This is a genomic window from Phenylobacterium aquaticum (genome assembly GCF_022695515.1).
Taxonomy (GTDB): Bacteria; Pseudomonadota; Alphaproteobacteria; order Caulobacterales; family Caulobacteraceae; genus Phenylobacterium; species Phenylobacterium aquaticum.
On record NZ_JALDPT010000006.1, the window covers coordinates 110503 to 124654 of the forward strand.

Annotated in this window: 16 protein-coding genes; 7 read left to right on the forward strand and 9 right to left on the reverse strand. The window is 69.9% G+C overall.

All coding sequences use genetic code 11. The features are described from left to right. Positions 1–69: 69 nt before the first annotated feature. The gene (locus tag MQH10_RS06560; RefSeq protein WP_242563265.1) at positions 70–1356 is read left to right on the forward strand and encodes a TetR/AcrR family transcriptional regulator; all 1287 of its coding nucleotides are present in this window, start codon (positions 70–72) and stop codon (positions 1354–1356) included. Between the two features lie 3 nt (positions 1357–1359). Here the strand turns inward: MQH10_RS06560 and MQH10_RS06565 are convergent, their stop codons facing one another. Further along, entirely contained in the window at positions 1360–1905 is a 546-nt protein-coding gene (locus MQH10_RS06565; protein ID WP_242563266.1) for an AAA family ATPase, read from the reverse strand. Between the two features lie 86 nt (positions 1906–1991). Further along, on the reverse strand, positions 1992–2480 hold the full coding sequence (locus MQH10_RS06570; RefSeq protein WP_242563267.1) for a 3D domain-containing protein: 489 nt from the start codon (positions 2478–2480) through the stop codon (positions 1992–1994). A 169-nt stretch (positions 2481–2649) separates the two neighbouring features. Between MQH10_RS06570 and MQH10_RS06575 the strand changes: the two genes are divergently transcribed. The 5 genes from MQH10_RS06575 to MQH10_RS06595 all read left to right on the forward strand — a co-directional run bounded on the left by MQH10_RS06575 (position 2650) and on the right by MQH10_RS06595 (position 7679). After that, positions 2650–3231, forward strand: a complete 582-nt coding sequence (locus tag MQH10_RS06575) for a glutathione S-transferase family protein (protein ID WP_242563268.1) — start codon at positions 2650–2652, stop codon at positions 3229–3231. A 43-nt stretch (positions 3232–3274) separates the two neighbouring features. Next, entirely contained in the window at positions 3275–4285 is a 1011-nt protein-coding gene (locus MQH10_RS06580) for a phospholipase C/P1 nuclease family protein (RefSeq protein WP_242563269.1), read from the forward strand. Next, positions 4285–4743, forward strand: a complete 459-nt coding sequence (locus tag MQH10_RS06585) for an NUDIX domain-containing protein (RefSeq protein WP_336605049.1) — start codon at positions 4285–4287, stop codon at positions 4741–4743. Before MQH10_RS06580 ends, MQH10_RS06585 begins: the two co-directional genes overlap by 1 nt. Before the next feature lie 96 nt (positions 4744–4839). After that, positions 4840–5736, forward strand: coding sequence for a bifunctional methylenetetrahydrofolate dehydrogenase/methenyltetrahydrofolate cyclohydrolase FolD (gene folD / locus MQH10_RS06590; protein ID WP_242563270.1), 897 nt, complete (start codon positions 4840–4842; stop codon positions 5734–5736). A gap of 800 nt (positions 5737–6536) precedes the next feature. Then, complete coding sequence (locus MQH10_RS06595; protein ID WP_242563271.1) at positions 6537–7679, forward strand: serine hydrolase domain-containing protein; 1143 nt, start codon at positions 6537–6539, stop codon at positions 7677–7679. Positions 7680–7697: 18 nt separating this feature from the next. Here the strand turns inward: MQH10_RS06595 and MQH10_RS06600 are convergent, their stop codons facing one another. The 7 genes from MQH10_RS06600 to MQH10_RS06630 all read right to left on the reverse strand — a co-directional run bounded on the left by MQH10_RS06600 (position 7698) and on the right by MQH10_RS06630 (position 13591). Then, positions 7698–8189, reverse strand: a complete 492-nt coding sequence (locus tag MQH10_RS06600; protein ID WP_242563272.1) for an SRPBCC domain-containing protein — start codon at positions 8187–8189, stop codon at positions 7698–7700. A gap of 88 nt (positions 8190–8277) precedes the next feature. After that, complete coding sequence (locus MQH10_RS06605) at positions 8278–9243, reverse strand: PhzF family phenazine biosynthesis protein (protein WP_242563273.1); 966 nt, start codon at positions 9241–9243, stop codon at positions 8278–8280. Between the two features lie 21 nt (positions 9244–9264). Continuing rightward, entirely contained in the window at positions 9265–10014 is a 750-nt protein-coding gene (locus MQH10_RS06610; RefSeq protein ID WP_242563274.1) for a hypothetical protein, read from the reverse strand. Positions 10015–10099: 85 nt separating this feature from the next. Continuing rightward, the gene (locus MQH10_RS06615; RefSeq protein ID WP_242563275.1) at positions 10100–10720 is read right to left on the reverse strand and encodes an ABC-type transport auxiliary lipoprotein family protein; all 621 of its coding nucleotides are present in this window, start codon (positions 10718–10720) and stop codon (positions 10100–10102) included. Next, positions 10717–11655: an MlaD family protein gene (locus MQH10_RS06620; protein ID WP_242563276.1), complete on the reverse strand. Its 939-nt coding sequence runs from the start codon at positions 11653–11655 to the stop codon at positions 10717–10719. The genes MQH10_RS06615 and MQH10_RS06620 overlap by 4 nt, the downstream gene beginning before the upstream one ends. Continuing rightward, positions 11655–12479: an ABC transporter ATP-binding protein gene (locus MQH10_RS06625; protein WP_242563277.1), complete on the reverse strand. Its 825-nt coding sequence runs from the start codon at positions 12477–12479 to the stop codon at positions 11655–11657. Before MQH10_RS06625 ends, MQH10_RS06620 begins: the two co-directional genes overlap by 1 nt. Then, the gene (locus MQH10_RS06630; protein WP_242563278.1) at positions 12476–13591 is read right to left on the reverse strand and encodes an ABC transporter permease; all 1116 of its coding nucleotides are present in this window, start codon (positions 13589–13591) and stop codon (positions 12476–12478) included. The genes MQH10_RS06625 and MQH10_RS06630 overlap by 4 nt, the downstream gene beginning before the upstream one ends. 224 nt (positions 13592–13815) lie before the next feature. On the opposite strand from MQH10_RS06630, the gene MQH10_RS06635 reads away from it, so the two are divergent. Next, positions 13816–14148, forward strand: coding sequence for a hypothetical protein (locus MQH10_RS06635; protein WP_242563279.1), 333 nt, complete (start codon positions 13816–13818; stop codon positions 14146–14148). The last annotated feature ends 4 nt before the right edge of the window (positions 14149–14152 follow it).

A 14152-nucleotide genomic window follows, 5' to 3' on the forward strand; every position in this document is an offset into this window, starting at 1 on the left:
GCTTCGCGAAGGCGGGCGGTCAGGCGATTCCGCGCTTGCCTCGGCGAGGCCGGCTTCCGACAATGGGTCATGCCGATCCGCCGCGCCGCCCCTGAAGCTTCGAGAAGTCCCTATGCGGAAGGCGATGTAGGGCCAGACGAGTCCCGCGCAGATCGCCTGATTCAGGCCGCGGCCGCCCAGATCGCGGCCCGAGGCGCGGCAGCGGCGTCGGCGCGGTCGGTCGCCGCCGAGGCCGGGGTCTCCCCCAGCGCCATCAACTACAACTTCGGCGCGATAGAACAGTTGTTATTGGCCGCATACGCCCAGGGTGTGCGGGATACGACCGCTTGGATGGCGGCCAAGCGGCGCGACCTCCTGGCCCTGCCGCGGACGGCGAACGGCGCGGTTCTGGCCCTGGAACAGGTGATCGTCGCCTGGACGGGGGAGATGCGGGCCCTGGCCCTGCTCTACCAGGAGGGCCTGGCGGCCATGGCCGGGCGGGGACCGGCGGCGGACTGGACCGCGCTCTGGCGGGAGTTCTGGCGGCAGACGGCCGGCGACTTCGGCCTGGGGCCGATGGACGGCCGCATCCTGCACCTCTTCTTCGAGTCCGAGGCGCTCTATCACCTGTCGCGCTGGTCGCCGGCGCTGGAGGCCGCCGCCCTGCGCGAGCAGTGCGACCTGCTGGGCGCCCTGTGGCTGAACGCGGCGCCGGGCGCGGCCACGGGGGCGGCGGCCTTGGCCGAGCGGAGCGCCGGGGCGCGTCCGGTGGGGTCGATCGCGCCTGCGGCGATGAAGATCGTCGAGGCTGCCGCCGAGGTCGTCGAGACGGGGGGCTTGAGCGGACTGACCCACCGGGCGGTGGCCGCCCGGGCCGGCGTGACCACCGGATCGGTCACCCACCACTTCCGCACCATCGAGGACCTGGTCGCGGGCGCGATCCGGGGGCAGGTCGAGGCGATGTCTCGCGCGGTCGGGGAGGAGCCGTCCCCGGCGTCGCCCACCAGCGTGGAGCAGATCCGCTCCTCCGCGGATCTCGCCGAGGCCCTGCGCTTCCATGCGGTCGCCGACCTGCCGAACGGACCGGCCCTGCGCCGGCGGACCCTGTTCCTCGCGGCCGTCCGGCGGCCCGAGCTGGCGGGGGCGGGCGCGGTGATCCGCTTCGCCCAGGGCGGGACTGTGCGCGACGCGCTCGGACGCATCTTCGACCTTGAGCCCGACGCCCTGCCCCTGCTGGCCGGGGTGCTCGCCCGGCTGCTGTCGCCGATCTGGTTCGCCTGCGCGGCGGATCCGGACCCGCGCGCCAGTCGCGAGGCCCTGGCCGATGAGGTGGTCCGGCGGCTGGTCGGCCGGCTGACGGTGCGCGGCGGGGCCTGACTCTCAGAAGCCTTGTCGCCGCACCTGGTCCAGGACGAAGGCCGCGCGCGCCGCGACGGGCAGGCGAGGGGGCTCGATCACCTCATAACCCCAGGCCACGAGGTTCGCGCAGATGCGGTGGTGGGTGGCGACCGCCTCGGCGAAGTCCTGGATGCGCTCGGCGTCGGTCTCATAGATCTCCGGCCAGGGCGGGGGCACGACGACGGTCGTGGCGTAGCGGCGCTCGGCCGCCGCCTCGATCAGCCAGGGCGGGTCGAGGCCGTCGCCGGCCAGGCTGTCCAGGATGCCGCGGTCGAAGAACACCCGCCGGGTCTCCTGCGCCATGCGGTCGAACCGGGCCACGTCGCGGCGGCCACAGAGGTCGCGATAGGCGGTCTGGTCGTCGCGCGAGATCCCCGCCGCCCCGAGCGCCGCCTGTTCGCGGATCACCGCGCGATGGGTCTCGGGCACGCAGATCTCGCCGAGCCCGGCGAGGTGCTCGACCAGGGTGGTCTTGCCGACGCCGGGGCCGCCGGTGAACAGGAAGAAGTTGGGTTTGCAGATCGGCATGGGGACCCGGCTCGCGCTTTGAGAAGCGCCGGCGCGTCATGCGCCGGCGGTCGCGGTGGTCCGGGGGGATTGTTGTGGGCGCTCGCCTATTTCGGCGGACAGCCCTTGAACTCGCCGGCCTTGGTGACGCTGAGGCTGGATAGGTTCAGCGAGCGCATGGCCTTCATGGAGGCGGCGCTCATGCCGGTGAACAGGTCGATCCGATCGCCCTTGATCGCGCCGCCGGTGTCGGTGGCGTACCAGTAGCCGTCGTAGGTCGTGCCGTCGGGCATGGGCAGGCCGACGGTTTCCTTGATGAACAGGATCGTCCGCTTGGGGATCCGGCTGGCGTCGATGGCGACGGTGCGCATGGCCACGACCCGGCAGCCGAGGGAGTCCATCACGCCCACGCCGCGGGCGCCGGCATGGTAGAGGCTGGCCTTCATCTGGAAGTCCGGCGTGCCCGGCAGCGCGCCCGTCAGGGCCGACATCACCAGGTCGCCGATCGGATCGGATGGCGGGGGAGAGTCCGCGCGGGCAGCGCCGGCGAGGGCGAGGAGCGGGATAGCGGCCAGGGCGGCGAGGCGGCGTCCCATGACGGCGTCCTCCTTCGTCGTTGTTCTGTCAGCGGCCGCGTAAGTACCCGGACTCTCCTGCCAGGGCAACCCGGACGTCATCAGTTCGTCTCACAGGGGCGCCAGAGCGGCTGGATTGCGTGCAGGGACAGGGGCGCTATGACCCGGCGTCAGCAAGGGGGACCACCACATGCGCATCTATGGCGACTCCATCTCCGGCAACTGCCTGAAGGTGAAGTGGACGGCAGATCATCTGGGCCTGGCCTATGACTGGATCGAGACCAGCGTGCTGAAGGCCGAGACCCGGACGCCGGAGTTCCTGGCCATGAACCCCGCGGGCCAGGTGCCGGCGGTGATCCTCGACGACGGCCGGCCGCTGGCCCAGTCCAACGCCATCATCATCCACCTGGCCGAGGGCTCGGACCTGATCCCGGCGGACGCCTATGACCGGGCCCACATGCTGGAATGGATGTTCTGGGAGCAGTACAGCCACGAGCCCTATGTCGCCGTGGCCCGGTTCCAGATGCACTATCTGGGCAAGTCCGCCGCCGAGCTCGATCCCAAGATCGTCGAGCGGGGCAAGGGCGCCCTGAAGCGCCTGGACGAGGCCCTGGCGGGCTCCGCTTTCCTGGTCGGCGAGGCCGTGACCCTGGCCGATGTGACGCTGGTCGCCTACACCCGCGTCGCCCACGAGGGCGGGTTCGACCTGGCCGACTATCCCCGGGTCAAGGCCTGGGTCGGGCGGGTCGAGGCGACGCTGAAAATTCACTGACCCGCGGCTTGCCTTCGCAGGGCAGGGGCGTCAAATCGCGGCCATGATCCGCACCCTCCGCCGTTTCGCCCTCGCCGCCCTGGTTCTGGCGGCGCCCGCGCCCGCGCTCGCCTGGGGCGGGATGGGCCATCGCATCCTCGGGGAGGCGGCGGTCCAGGCCCTGCCGGCCGACCTGCCGGCCTTCCTGCGCACCCCGGCCTCGGTCGCGGCGGCGGGCGAGCTGTCGCGGGAGCCGGACCGCTCCAAGGGCGCGGGCAAGACCCACGACAATAATCGTGACGCCGGCCACTTCCTGGACCTGGACGACGCCGGCCGCGTGCATGGCGGGCCGCTGGTCACCGAGCTGCCGATCACCCGGCCGGATTACGAAAAGCAGATGCAGGCGCTGGGCCTGGACAGCTGGAAGGGCGGCTATCTGCCCTATTCCATCGTCGATCAGTCGCAGCAGCTGGCCAAGGACTTCGCCCATTGGCGGGCCGAGACCTATGCGATCCCGCGGGAGAAGAACCGCGCCCACCGCGCCTGGCTGCAGGCCGACCGCGCGCGGCGCGAGGCCCAGATCCTCCAGACCATCGGCTATCTGTCGCACTTCGTCGGCGACGGGGCCCAGCCCCTGCACGTGACGGTGCACTACAACGGCTGGGGGCCCTTCCCGAACCCCAAGGACTACACCCAGGACAAGATCCACAACCCCTTCGAGGGGGAGCTGGTCCTGACCACCGTGACCACGCCGATGGTCCGGGCCAAGCTCGCGCCGGTCCAGACCTGCACAGGTGAGCTGATGGTCTGCGTCACCACCTATCTGGCGACCAGCGGCAAGCAGGTCGAGCCGCTCTATGAGATGATCAAGGCCGGCGGGCTGAGGCCCGGCGCGACCAATGGCACGGCCTTCGCGGTGGAGCGGCTGGCGGCCGGCGCCTCGGAGCTGCGCGACCTGATCCTGTGGGCCTGGAAGGACAGCGACACGCTCGCCGTCGGCTGGACCCCGGTGCCGCTCGGCGACATCCTCTCGGGCAAGACGGCGGCCTATCCCTATCTCTACGGCAAGGACTAGTGCGCGCCGTTCCGCAGTTCGGCGCGCGGCGGGCCGGGCTCGCCTATCCCGACCGCCCGGCGGCCTTCGGCATCGCCCTGCGCGGCGGGTTGATCGCGGTCGTGGAGGTGGAGACGCCGGGCCAGCCGACCTGGCGCGACCTGCCGGGCGGCGGCATCGATCCCGGCGAGAGCCCGGAGGAGGCGGTGATCCGCGAGTTCGGCGAGGAGACGGGGCTGATCGTCGATCCCCGCGCCTTCGTCGAGCGGGCCGACCAGTACTTCATCAATCACGAGGGCCAGGACTTCAACGTCCGCGGTGAGTTCTTCCGGGTGTCGATCACCGGCGAGGCGGCGGAGCTGAAGATCGAGGATGATCACCGGCTGATCTGGATGTCCCCGCTCGACGCCATCGCCGCCATGCGCCGCGAGGCGCACAGCTGGGCCATCGCCGCCTGGCTGCGCGAGGGCGGCGGCTAGGGCCTTCGCCATAGCCGCATGAGTTTTCGTCGCGTTGCGCCGGCGCACCAGACCCGGTAGTCGAGCGCCACGTTCCCGAAAGCCGCCGGAGGTCCCATGAGCCAAGCCCGCATCATCGATGGCAAGCCGCTGTCCGAGCGCCTGCAGGCCGAGGTCGCTGCCGAGGTGGCGCAGCTGAAGGCCAAGCACGGCCTGACCCCGGGCCTGGCCGTCGTGCTGGTGGGCGAGGATCCGGCCAGCCAGATCTATGTCCGCTCCAAGGGCGAGAAGTCCAAGGCCGCCGGCATGCATTCGGTGACCCACATCCTGCCGGCCGACACCACGATGGAGACCCTGATCGGTCTGGTCGAGGCGCTGAACGTCGATCCCACGATCCACGGCATTCTGGTGCAGCTGCCCCTACCCAAGGGCCTGGACGAGAAGGAGGTGATCACCGCGATCAATCCGGACAAGGACGTCGACGGCCTGCATGTGATCAACGCCGGGCGGCTGTCGCAGGGCCTGCCGTCGCTGGTGCCCTGCACCCCGCTGGGCTCGATGATCATGCTGCGCGAGACCCTGGGCGACACGCTCGCCGGCAAGCGGGCGGTGGTGGTGGGTCGCTCCGTCCTGGTGGGCCGGCCGATCGCGCAGCTGCTGCTGCAGGCCGACTGCACCGTGACCATCGCCCACTCGCGCACCGTGGACCTGCCGGCCGTCTGCCGCGAGGCCGACATCCTGGTCGCCGCCGTCGGCCGCCCGCAGATGATCAAGGCCGACTGGGTGAAGCCCGGCGCCACCGTCATCGATGTGGGCATCAACCGCGTACCGTTCTCCGATCCGGTCAAGGCCGCGGCGGGCAAGACCAAGGTGGTCGGCGACGTGGCCTATAAGGCCGTCAGCGAAGTGGCCGGCGCGATTACGCCCGTGCCGGGCGGGGTCGGCCTGATGACCGTGGCCTGCCTGCTGCAGAACACGCTGACCGCGGCGAAGCGGATCGCGGGGATCGGGTAGGGCGCGCGCCCGGAGCGGGCCTTGGGCATGTCCGGGATGGTTGGCGAGCTGACATTGTCTCCGCGACGCGGGAAACGGTCTACCGTCGACGCAACTTAATTGGAGCCGGCCGGATATCGCTGCCGCTGATCCAAATCTTGGACAAGGCGATCATCAAAATCGCCGCGGTTCCCATCGCGGGCGCCTCACCGCCTGGGATTTTTCCAAGGAATATTAGCGCATACGCTAGCATTCCGCAGGCGTAGGGGATGAGTCTTATCCGATCAGACCAGGGATATCGGCCAGTCCGCTCCTTCAGCGCCACAGCCGCCTTCGCGACGGCACCAACGTAGGAAAGCTCTACGACCATCAAGAATGGCCCAATGATCCCCATGGTGCTGGGGTTCACTGGGATGAACCAGAACACAACGAGGGCGGGGAGGCCTGTCGCTAACCAGATCACTGTGGCCTCCGTGCCTATTCGGCCAGTACTTGCCGCGTCAGATGATCATGTCGCCGTAGAATCGGCCAGCCTGGGCCACCGAGCGCTTTGAAGTGGATGTTCCGGAAATCCGCAACGGGTCGATAGTGGACTTTGGCCTCCCTCCGGAAGCAGGCCTGAAACGCCTCCTGGCGGACCTCCGCCACCCCGACCAGGGCTCAACCGTGCCAGCCCCAAGCGACCTCGGCAAGCCAACTTAACTTGCGTTGCGACCCCGCCCACCCGGCGCGATCTGGGCCTCTCACATGGGGAGGGGGCGATGGGGCGCGATGACCTGGGCGACAGCGTGAATTCGGGGTCCGCCAACGCGGAGCGAGCCGTGGCGAACCTCTGGAAGGCGACGCCGGAGGAGCAGGCGGCGACCTTTCGCCATCAGGACCAGATCTGGCCGCATCGGGTGATCCGGCGCAGCGGTCCGGTGCGGCCCCTGCCACCCCATGGCCGGCCGCTGGCCGATCCGGCCTATCGGGTGGGAGAGGCGATGGTCGGCCTCGACGACTTCATGGCGCGGCGGCGGACGGCCGGGTTCCTGGTCCTGAAGAATGGCGAGATCGCGCTCGAGCGCTATGGGCTGGGCAGCGGGCCGCAGACCCGCTGGGCGAGCTTCTCGACCGCGAAGTCGATGACCGCGACCCTGGTGGGCGCCGCGCAGCACGGGGGCCTGATCGGCGATCTGGACGAGGTCTGCGATCCCTATCTGCCCCAGATGCGCGGCTCGGCCTACGCGGGCGTCACCCTGCGCAACTTGTTGCGGATGGCGTCAGGCGTGGCCTGGGACGAGGGCGAAAACACCGATGGAACCGACGTGCGGCGCCTGGGCCGGGCGCTGGCCAGCCGACGCCCCGGCGCGGTGCTGGAGCTGTTGCGCAGCCTGCCGCGCGCGGCGCCGCAGGGGACCGTGTTCAACTATTCGACCGGCGACAGCATCCTGCTCGGCGCCGTGGTCGCCGCCGCGGTCGGCCGACCCCTGGCCGACTATTTCGGCGAGACCGTCTGGGGCCCCGCCGGCATGGAGGCCGACGGGCTCTGGCAACTGGACGCGGAGGAGGGGCTGGAACTGGGCGGCACGGGGGTCAGCGCCCGCCTGCGCGACGTCGGCCGTTTCGGCCTGCTGGTGCTGGAGGACGGCGTGGCCTTTGGCGGGCGACGGGTCCTGCCGGCCGGCTGGCGAGATCTCGCCGGCCAGCCCGACTGCGCCGCGACCGGGTTCGGTCAGCTGATGACCGATAGTCCGGCAGGTTATGGCTATCACTGGTGGGCCCTGCCGGGCGCGCCCTTCGCCGAGGGCCTGCACGCCGGCGCCTTCCTGGCCCTGGGCGCCTTCGGCCAGCGCATCTACCTCAGTCCGGCCGAGCAGGTGGTGGTGGTGATCCAGAGCGCCTGGCGCCAAGCCGGCGACCGGGAGGCCGAGGCCGAGACGGTCGCCCTGCTCAGAACCCTGATCCGCGCGCTGCGGCCTTAGCCGTCAGCCTCGGCGCGCTCACCGCCCGGCGCGCTGGGCGACCAAGAGCGCGTCCAGCTGGTCGAACTGCTCGCCCGACATGGCCTGCATGCCGGCGACGGCGTCGGCGGGCGGGGCGTCGGGATAGGTTTCGCGAAGGGTCAGGGCGGTGCGCCCGCCCTGGTCGTCGAAGGTCACGGTGGTCACCGGGCCGTCGCCGCCCTCCTCATTGGTCCAGACGAGGCGCGCGGGCGGGGTCGCCTCGAGATACTTGCCGAAGAAGGTCGCGGCCTCCGGGCCCTCGCCGAAGGTGATGCGGTAGCCGCCGCCGGTGCGGGCGTCGATCTCGCAGGCGCTGATCACCGCGCCCATCGACTTCGGCGCCCACCACTGGCGAAAGAGGTCAGCCTGCGTCCAGGCCTCGAACACCGCCTGGACCGGGTGGTCGAGGCTGCGCGTGACGATGATCTCTCGGCCGGCCTGCCGCACGACGGTGGCCGGATGTCCCTTGGGCTGATCGGTCTGTCCCATGTCGTGTCCTCTGCTCCTGGGCTCGTCCCCTGCATCGAAACGACGGATGAGCGGGCGCGACGCCGACATCGCAGGCCGCAAGCGGGCGCTAAAGGTTCAGGACGCCTTCGATGCGGGTGGTGGTGTCGCCGCCGATCCACAGGCCGTCGGCGTCCTGGTCCACATGGATGCGGCCGGTGCGTCCGAGCACCGTCCCCTGGCTCGCCACATAGTGCTCCGGCGCCAGGCCGGCGCCGATCAGCCAGCGCGCCAGGCTGGCGTTGAGGCTGCCGGTCACAGGGTCCTCGAAATTGGCCAGGGTCACGTCGAACATCCGCACCTCGAAGTCCGGCTGGCCAGGCGCGGGCCGGTCGCTGAAGGGCGCGATGACGCCCAGCGCCTCCATGCCCAGGGCGCTCCAGTCCGGCTTGAGCTCCAGCAGGCGGGCGCGGCTGCGGATCATCAGGGCCGGCTGCTCCAGCCCGGCGTCCAGGACGCTGGTGGCGACGATCTCGGCGTCGGTCAGGCCCAGACCCTTGCGCACCCGCGCCAGCATCTCGGCGTCCATGGGCGACGCGCGGCGAAGCGGCGGCGCCTCGAAGGCCAGCCGACCGCTCGTGCGGTGCAGCCGGACGAGCCCAATGGGGCATTCCTGGACGATGATCTCGCCCCGCGGCTTGCCGCCGGACGCCAGCCAGGCGTGGCAGGTCCCGAGCGTCGGATGCCCGGCGAAGGGCAGCTCCTCGCCCACCGAGAAGATGCGCACCCGATAGTCGGCGTCCGGCCGGCTGGGGCGCATCAGGAAGGTGGTCTCGCTGAGATTGGTCCAGCGGGAGAACAGCTTCATGTCGTCGTCGGTGAGGTCGTCGGCGCCGACCACGACCGCGAGCGGATTGCCCCGGAAACGCTCGGGCGAGAAGACATCGACCTGAAGGAAGCGATAGGGCTGCACGCCGGTCCCCTTTCTGGGTGAGGCGCCGGCCGCGCCGGCTGCAAAGGGCAGGGCCGCCGCTCCGGCCAGAAGGGTGCGGCGGGCGACAGCGCCGCCGTCAGAGCCGTTGATGTCGTCCGACACGTCGCCCTCGAGGTTGATTGACTATTTCGGTTGGCCCCAGGGCGGCGATCCGTCCTGCGACAGGATCTTGAGCGCTTGCTCGCGGGGCGTCGTGATCGGCAGGCAGACCGCATGCGGCACCGCATAGCTGGTGTCCATCGTCTTGGGCAGGGAGGGCTTGATTCCGAGTTTCTGGGCCAGGCGATGGGCGAGCCCGATGGTGATCCGGGTCTCCCAGATTTCGTAGCGGGCTTCCTGCAGGGCGGCGGCGAAATGAACGCGCCCTTGCGCCCCGAGCGGCCCTTGCCAGGACTCCAGCCCGCGCAGTTGCGACCAGGCGGCCTGTTCCCGGGCCTCGGCGTCATTGAAGCGCGTGTTGATGACCGAGAACACGCCCAGACTGCCCTGTTCGTCCGTGGTGAGCAGGCTGATCCGCCCGCTTCCGGTGGCGGCTTGCCAGCGCTGGTTCGACAGGAAGTAGACGGAGGGCTGGCTGACCCAATTCGGGCGCGTCGTCAGTTCGCCCTCACGCGAGGCTTCAAGGATCCGCCCGATCTCGTCCAGTCGGCGCTCGATGCAGGGCTGGGTTTCCAGCCGGCCGCTCATGTAGGAGAGGTTTTGGCGGATCTCCTCTTTGACGGCCTCGCGGGCCTCAGAGGCGATTTCGCGATCGTGCAGGGTGCGGACGCCTTCTTCGAGCGTCAGGGCGATCACGATGCCGATGACGACGACGCCGACCTCGGACATCAGCTCCCGCCAGCTGTGGACGGGTTTCGGCTTATGAATATCCACGGCGTCCCCCACCCAAGCTCAAGCTGCGCTTATAGGCGCGTTTGTTGAGGTGAAGCCAACGCCGCCTTTGGCGAGGGCCCCTGTCTCAGCCCGCCGCGACTCCCGCATTCGCCCAGGCCACCAGCTTGCCGAGCAGCTGGCTGACCCCGGCGTCGAAGGCCGCGACGATGGCGCTGACGCGGTTCTCGCGAGCGCGGACGGCGACCGAGAACAGCTCGTCGCCGACCACGGCGCGGTCGCTGGCGCGGACCAGGACGGCGTGGACGTCGATGGCGACGCGCGGGGCGGCCTTGCCGCCGTGGTCGTAGTCGGCCTCGAACCGCTGGACGTCCAGGCGCAGGGAATAGTCGGCGCGGGACGGCTCGCCGCGGGTGACCAGGCGCGCGGCGCCGGTATTGGCGTTGAAGGCGCGGGCCAGGGCTTCGTCGAACAGGGTCACGGCCGGTTCGGCCCAGCGCGCCTCGGCCACATAGGCGACCTCCGGACCGGTGACGGTCAGGATTCGGTCGCCGCTGGCCGCGCCATTGAAGCTGCCATTGGCGCGGGCCACGCCGATCCGGGTCTTGGCGGCGGGCCCCACGGCGGCGACATCGCCCTGGAACCGATAGAGGGTCGCGGGCTTGGCCTTTGGGAAGACGGTGACGCAGGCCGATAGGGACAGGGCCAGGGCGACGAGCCCGGCGGCGCGGATCCAGGTCCGGTTCATGGCTTGACCTTCTTCTCCGAGGCGGGCGCCTTGCCCACCAGGCCTTGGGGATTGGCTTGCAGCTCGCGGGCGAGCCGGTCGAGGGACTCGGCCGTCGACTGCAGGGACGAGACCGCCGCCGTCAGCTGGGGCAGGCCGTTGGCCGCGAACTCGCTGGTCGGACCGTCGAGCTTGGCGATCATGCCGCGCAGGTCCTTGGCCGCGGCCTGGGTCTCCTCGGACGCGTCGCCGAAGTTCTTGACCGTGCGCTTGCCGTCGCCGTCGACCAGGGTCTGGGTCGACTTGGACAGGGCGGCGATCTGCAGGGTGGCGGCGTCGAGATCCTGCAGCGCCTTCTGGGCGTCGGCGACGATCTCCTTGCGTTCGCGCAGTTCGGCGGTGACCGCCTGGGTGTCGCTGAGCGCGGCGTTGAAGGTCTTGATGTTCTGGTCGGACAGGATGCGATTGACCCGGTCCAAGGCCTCGACCGTGCGGGTCAGAACGTTGCCGCCGCCTTCCAGGAGGTCGGAGAGCGCGCTGCGCTGGCTGCGCAGGATCGGCACCTTGTCCTTGGGGAACAGGCTCTTCAGCAGCGGCTTCGACGGCGTGCCGGCGGTGATCTGGATGTAGTTCACCCCTGTGATGCCCTGGGGCTCCAGCGTGGCGTAGGAGTCCTCGCGGATCGGCACGTCGGAGGTGACCCGCGCGGTGGCGATGACCTGGTTGGGGTCTTCCTTGCGCAGCGCGATCTTGGTGACCTCGCCGACCTTGATGCCGTTGAAGTGGACTTCGCCGCCCTGGGAGATGCCGCGTACCGGACCCTGGAAGACGATGTCATAGACATCGTAGTCGTGGCTGAACTGCAGGCGGGCCAGCCAGACGACGAAGATCACCAATCCTACGAACAGGATCAGGGTCGACAGGCCCACGAGGGCGTAGTTGGCGTCTTTTTCCATCAGGCGACCGTCCGTTTGTCCTGGGCCGCGGCCGCGGCCGCGGCGCGGCCCCGCGGACCCAGGAAATATTCTTTGATCCAGGGGTGGTCGGAATGTTCCAACTCGGCCACCGGGGCTGTGGCCACGACATGCTTGTCGGCCACGACCGCCACCTGGTCGGTGATTGTGTAGAGACTGTCCAGGTCGTGGGTGATCATGAACACGGTCAGCTCCAGGCTACGGGATAGGTCCAGGATCAGTTCGTCGAAGGCCGCGGCCCCGATCGGGTCGAGGCCGGCGGTGGGCTCGTCCAGGAACAGCAGTTCCGGGTCGAGCGCCAGGGCGCGCGCCAGGCCCGCCCGCTTGCGCATGCCGCCGGACAGTTCGGCGGGCTTGAGCGAGCCGGCGTCGGGCGGCAGCCCGACCATGGCGATCTTCAGGTCCGACAGCTCGCGGATCGCCTGGCGGGACATGTCGGTGTGTTCGTACATGGGCGCCGAGACGTTCTCGCGCACCGTCAGGTTGGAGAACAGGGCGCCCTGCTGGAACAGCACGCCCCAGCGGCGCTCCACGGCGCCGCGCGAGCGGCGGTTGGCGCGGGTGAGGTCCTGGCCGAACACCTTGATGGTCCCGCCGTCGGGGCGCTTCAGCCCGATGATCGAGTTGAGCAGCACCGACTTGCCGGCGCCGGAGCCGCCGACCACGCCCAGGATCTCGCCCTGGTTGACGGTCAGATCCAGGTCCTTGTGGATGACCTTCTCGCCAAAGCGCGAGACGAGGCCCTCGACCTCGATGACCGGGACCTTGGGCCTCGGGGCCGATTGGGGTTCGCCCGCGGGGCTCAAAGGTCGAGCTCCATGTACATCAGGGCGAATCCGGCATCGAGGACGATGATGGCGAAGATGGCGTGCACCACGGCGGCGGTCACCCGCCGGCCGAGGGACTCGGTGTCGCCGCCGACCTCCAGCCCCTGGCGGCAGCCGATGCCGGCGATGACCGCGGCCATGACCGGCGCCTTGGACATGCCGATCCAGAAGTGGGTGGCGCCCACATTGTCGAGGATGCGCTGCAGGAAGAATGCGGGCCCCAGGCCCAGCACCGACCAGGTCACCGCCAGGCCGCCGAGCAGGCCGGCCAGGGTGGCGATGAAGGTCAGGAGCGGGATGGTGATCAAGAGGGCGGCGAAGCGCGGGAACACCAGGGCCTCGAAGGGATCGACCCCCATGACCCGCATGGCGTCGATTTCCTGGTTCATCTTCATCGAGCCGATCTCGGCGGCGAAGGACGAGGCCGACCGGCCGGCCAGCAGGATGGCGGTGATGATGATGTTGAATTCGCGCAGGACCGCGATGCCGATCAGCTCGACCACGAACACCTCCGCCCCGAACTGACGCAGCATGTTGGCGCCCAGCAGGGCGACGACCGCGCCGATGAAGAACGAGGTGATGACCACGATCGGAATGGCGTCCAGGCCGGCGCGCTCGGCGAGCGAGATGACCGCCGGCCAGCGGATGCGGCGCGGATTGACGATCGCCAGGCCCAGGACGGCCAGCAGGTGGCCGGCGAAGACCAGGGTCTCGAACAGCTCCTTGATCACGTCGATGACGCCGTGGCCGATGCGGATGGTCATCTGCATGAAGCCGCGGGCCTGACGCTTGCGCGCAGGGCGGGGGGCGGCGGCGGCGCCGACCAGGGTCAGCAGGCGCACGGTTTCGGGGCGGGCCTTGACCCGGGCGGGGTCCAGCTGGCCCCCGGCGGCGCGGATCACCGCGAAGGCGCCGGCCGTGTCCATGCGGCCGATGCCGCTCAGATCGAAGGCGACGCCGCGCCGGTCGGCGAAGTCGTGGACCATGCGATCGGCCGCCGGCTGCATGGTGGAACTGGTCCAGTCCCCGGTCAGGACCGCAGCGGCCGCGCCGCCGTCTTCTCTCACGCTAAAGTCGGCGGGGTGTTCCATCGGCTTGCGTGCTATCGGTCTCAGACAGTAAGAGGGTCCCGAAACTGCTTCGGGCGCGGGCGGAAGGTCAAGACTAGCAGAGCCTTTGCCCTGCATCGAACGCCTTCTGGCGAAGGTTGTTCCGCTGGCCAAGCGGACTCTTCTCGCACGTGCGGCCTATCTTTCGCCCCAGTCCGGGGCCACTTCGACAAACGTATCAGTCCCCTAGAGGTCGGGAGCGCGCCTTGACCCGCCAGATCGAGTTCGCCGGCAAGTCCGGCAATATGTATCGCTATGTCACCCTGGAGGAGGAGCGCTATCTCCCGCCGGCCGGGGCGAACTATGTCATCGCCCAGATCACGCCCGTGGGAACGCGGATTCTCTATGCCGGGGAGACCGAGCGCCTTTCGGCGCGCGAGTGGGAATCGACCCTGGTGACCGCCCGCGCCCAGGCCGGGGCCGAGCCGGGCGCCACCGAGGTCCTGACCCGGCTGAACGTCCGCGCGGCGGTCCGCAAGGCCGAGCGCGAGGACCTGATCGAGCAGCACAATCCCCCGCTGAACGCCGGCGCGATCTAGCCGG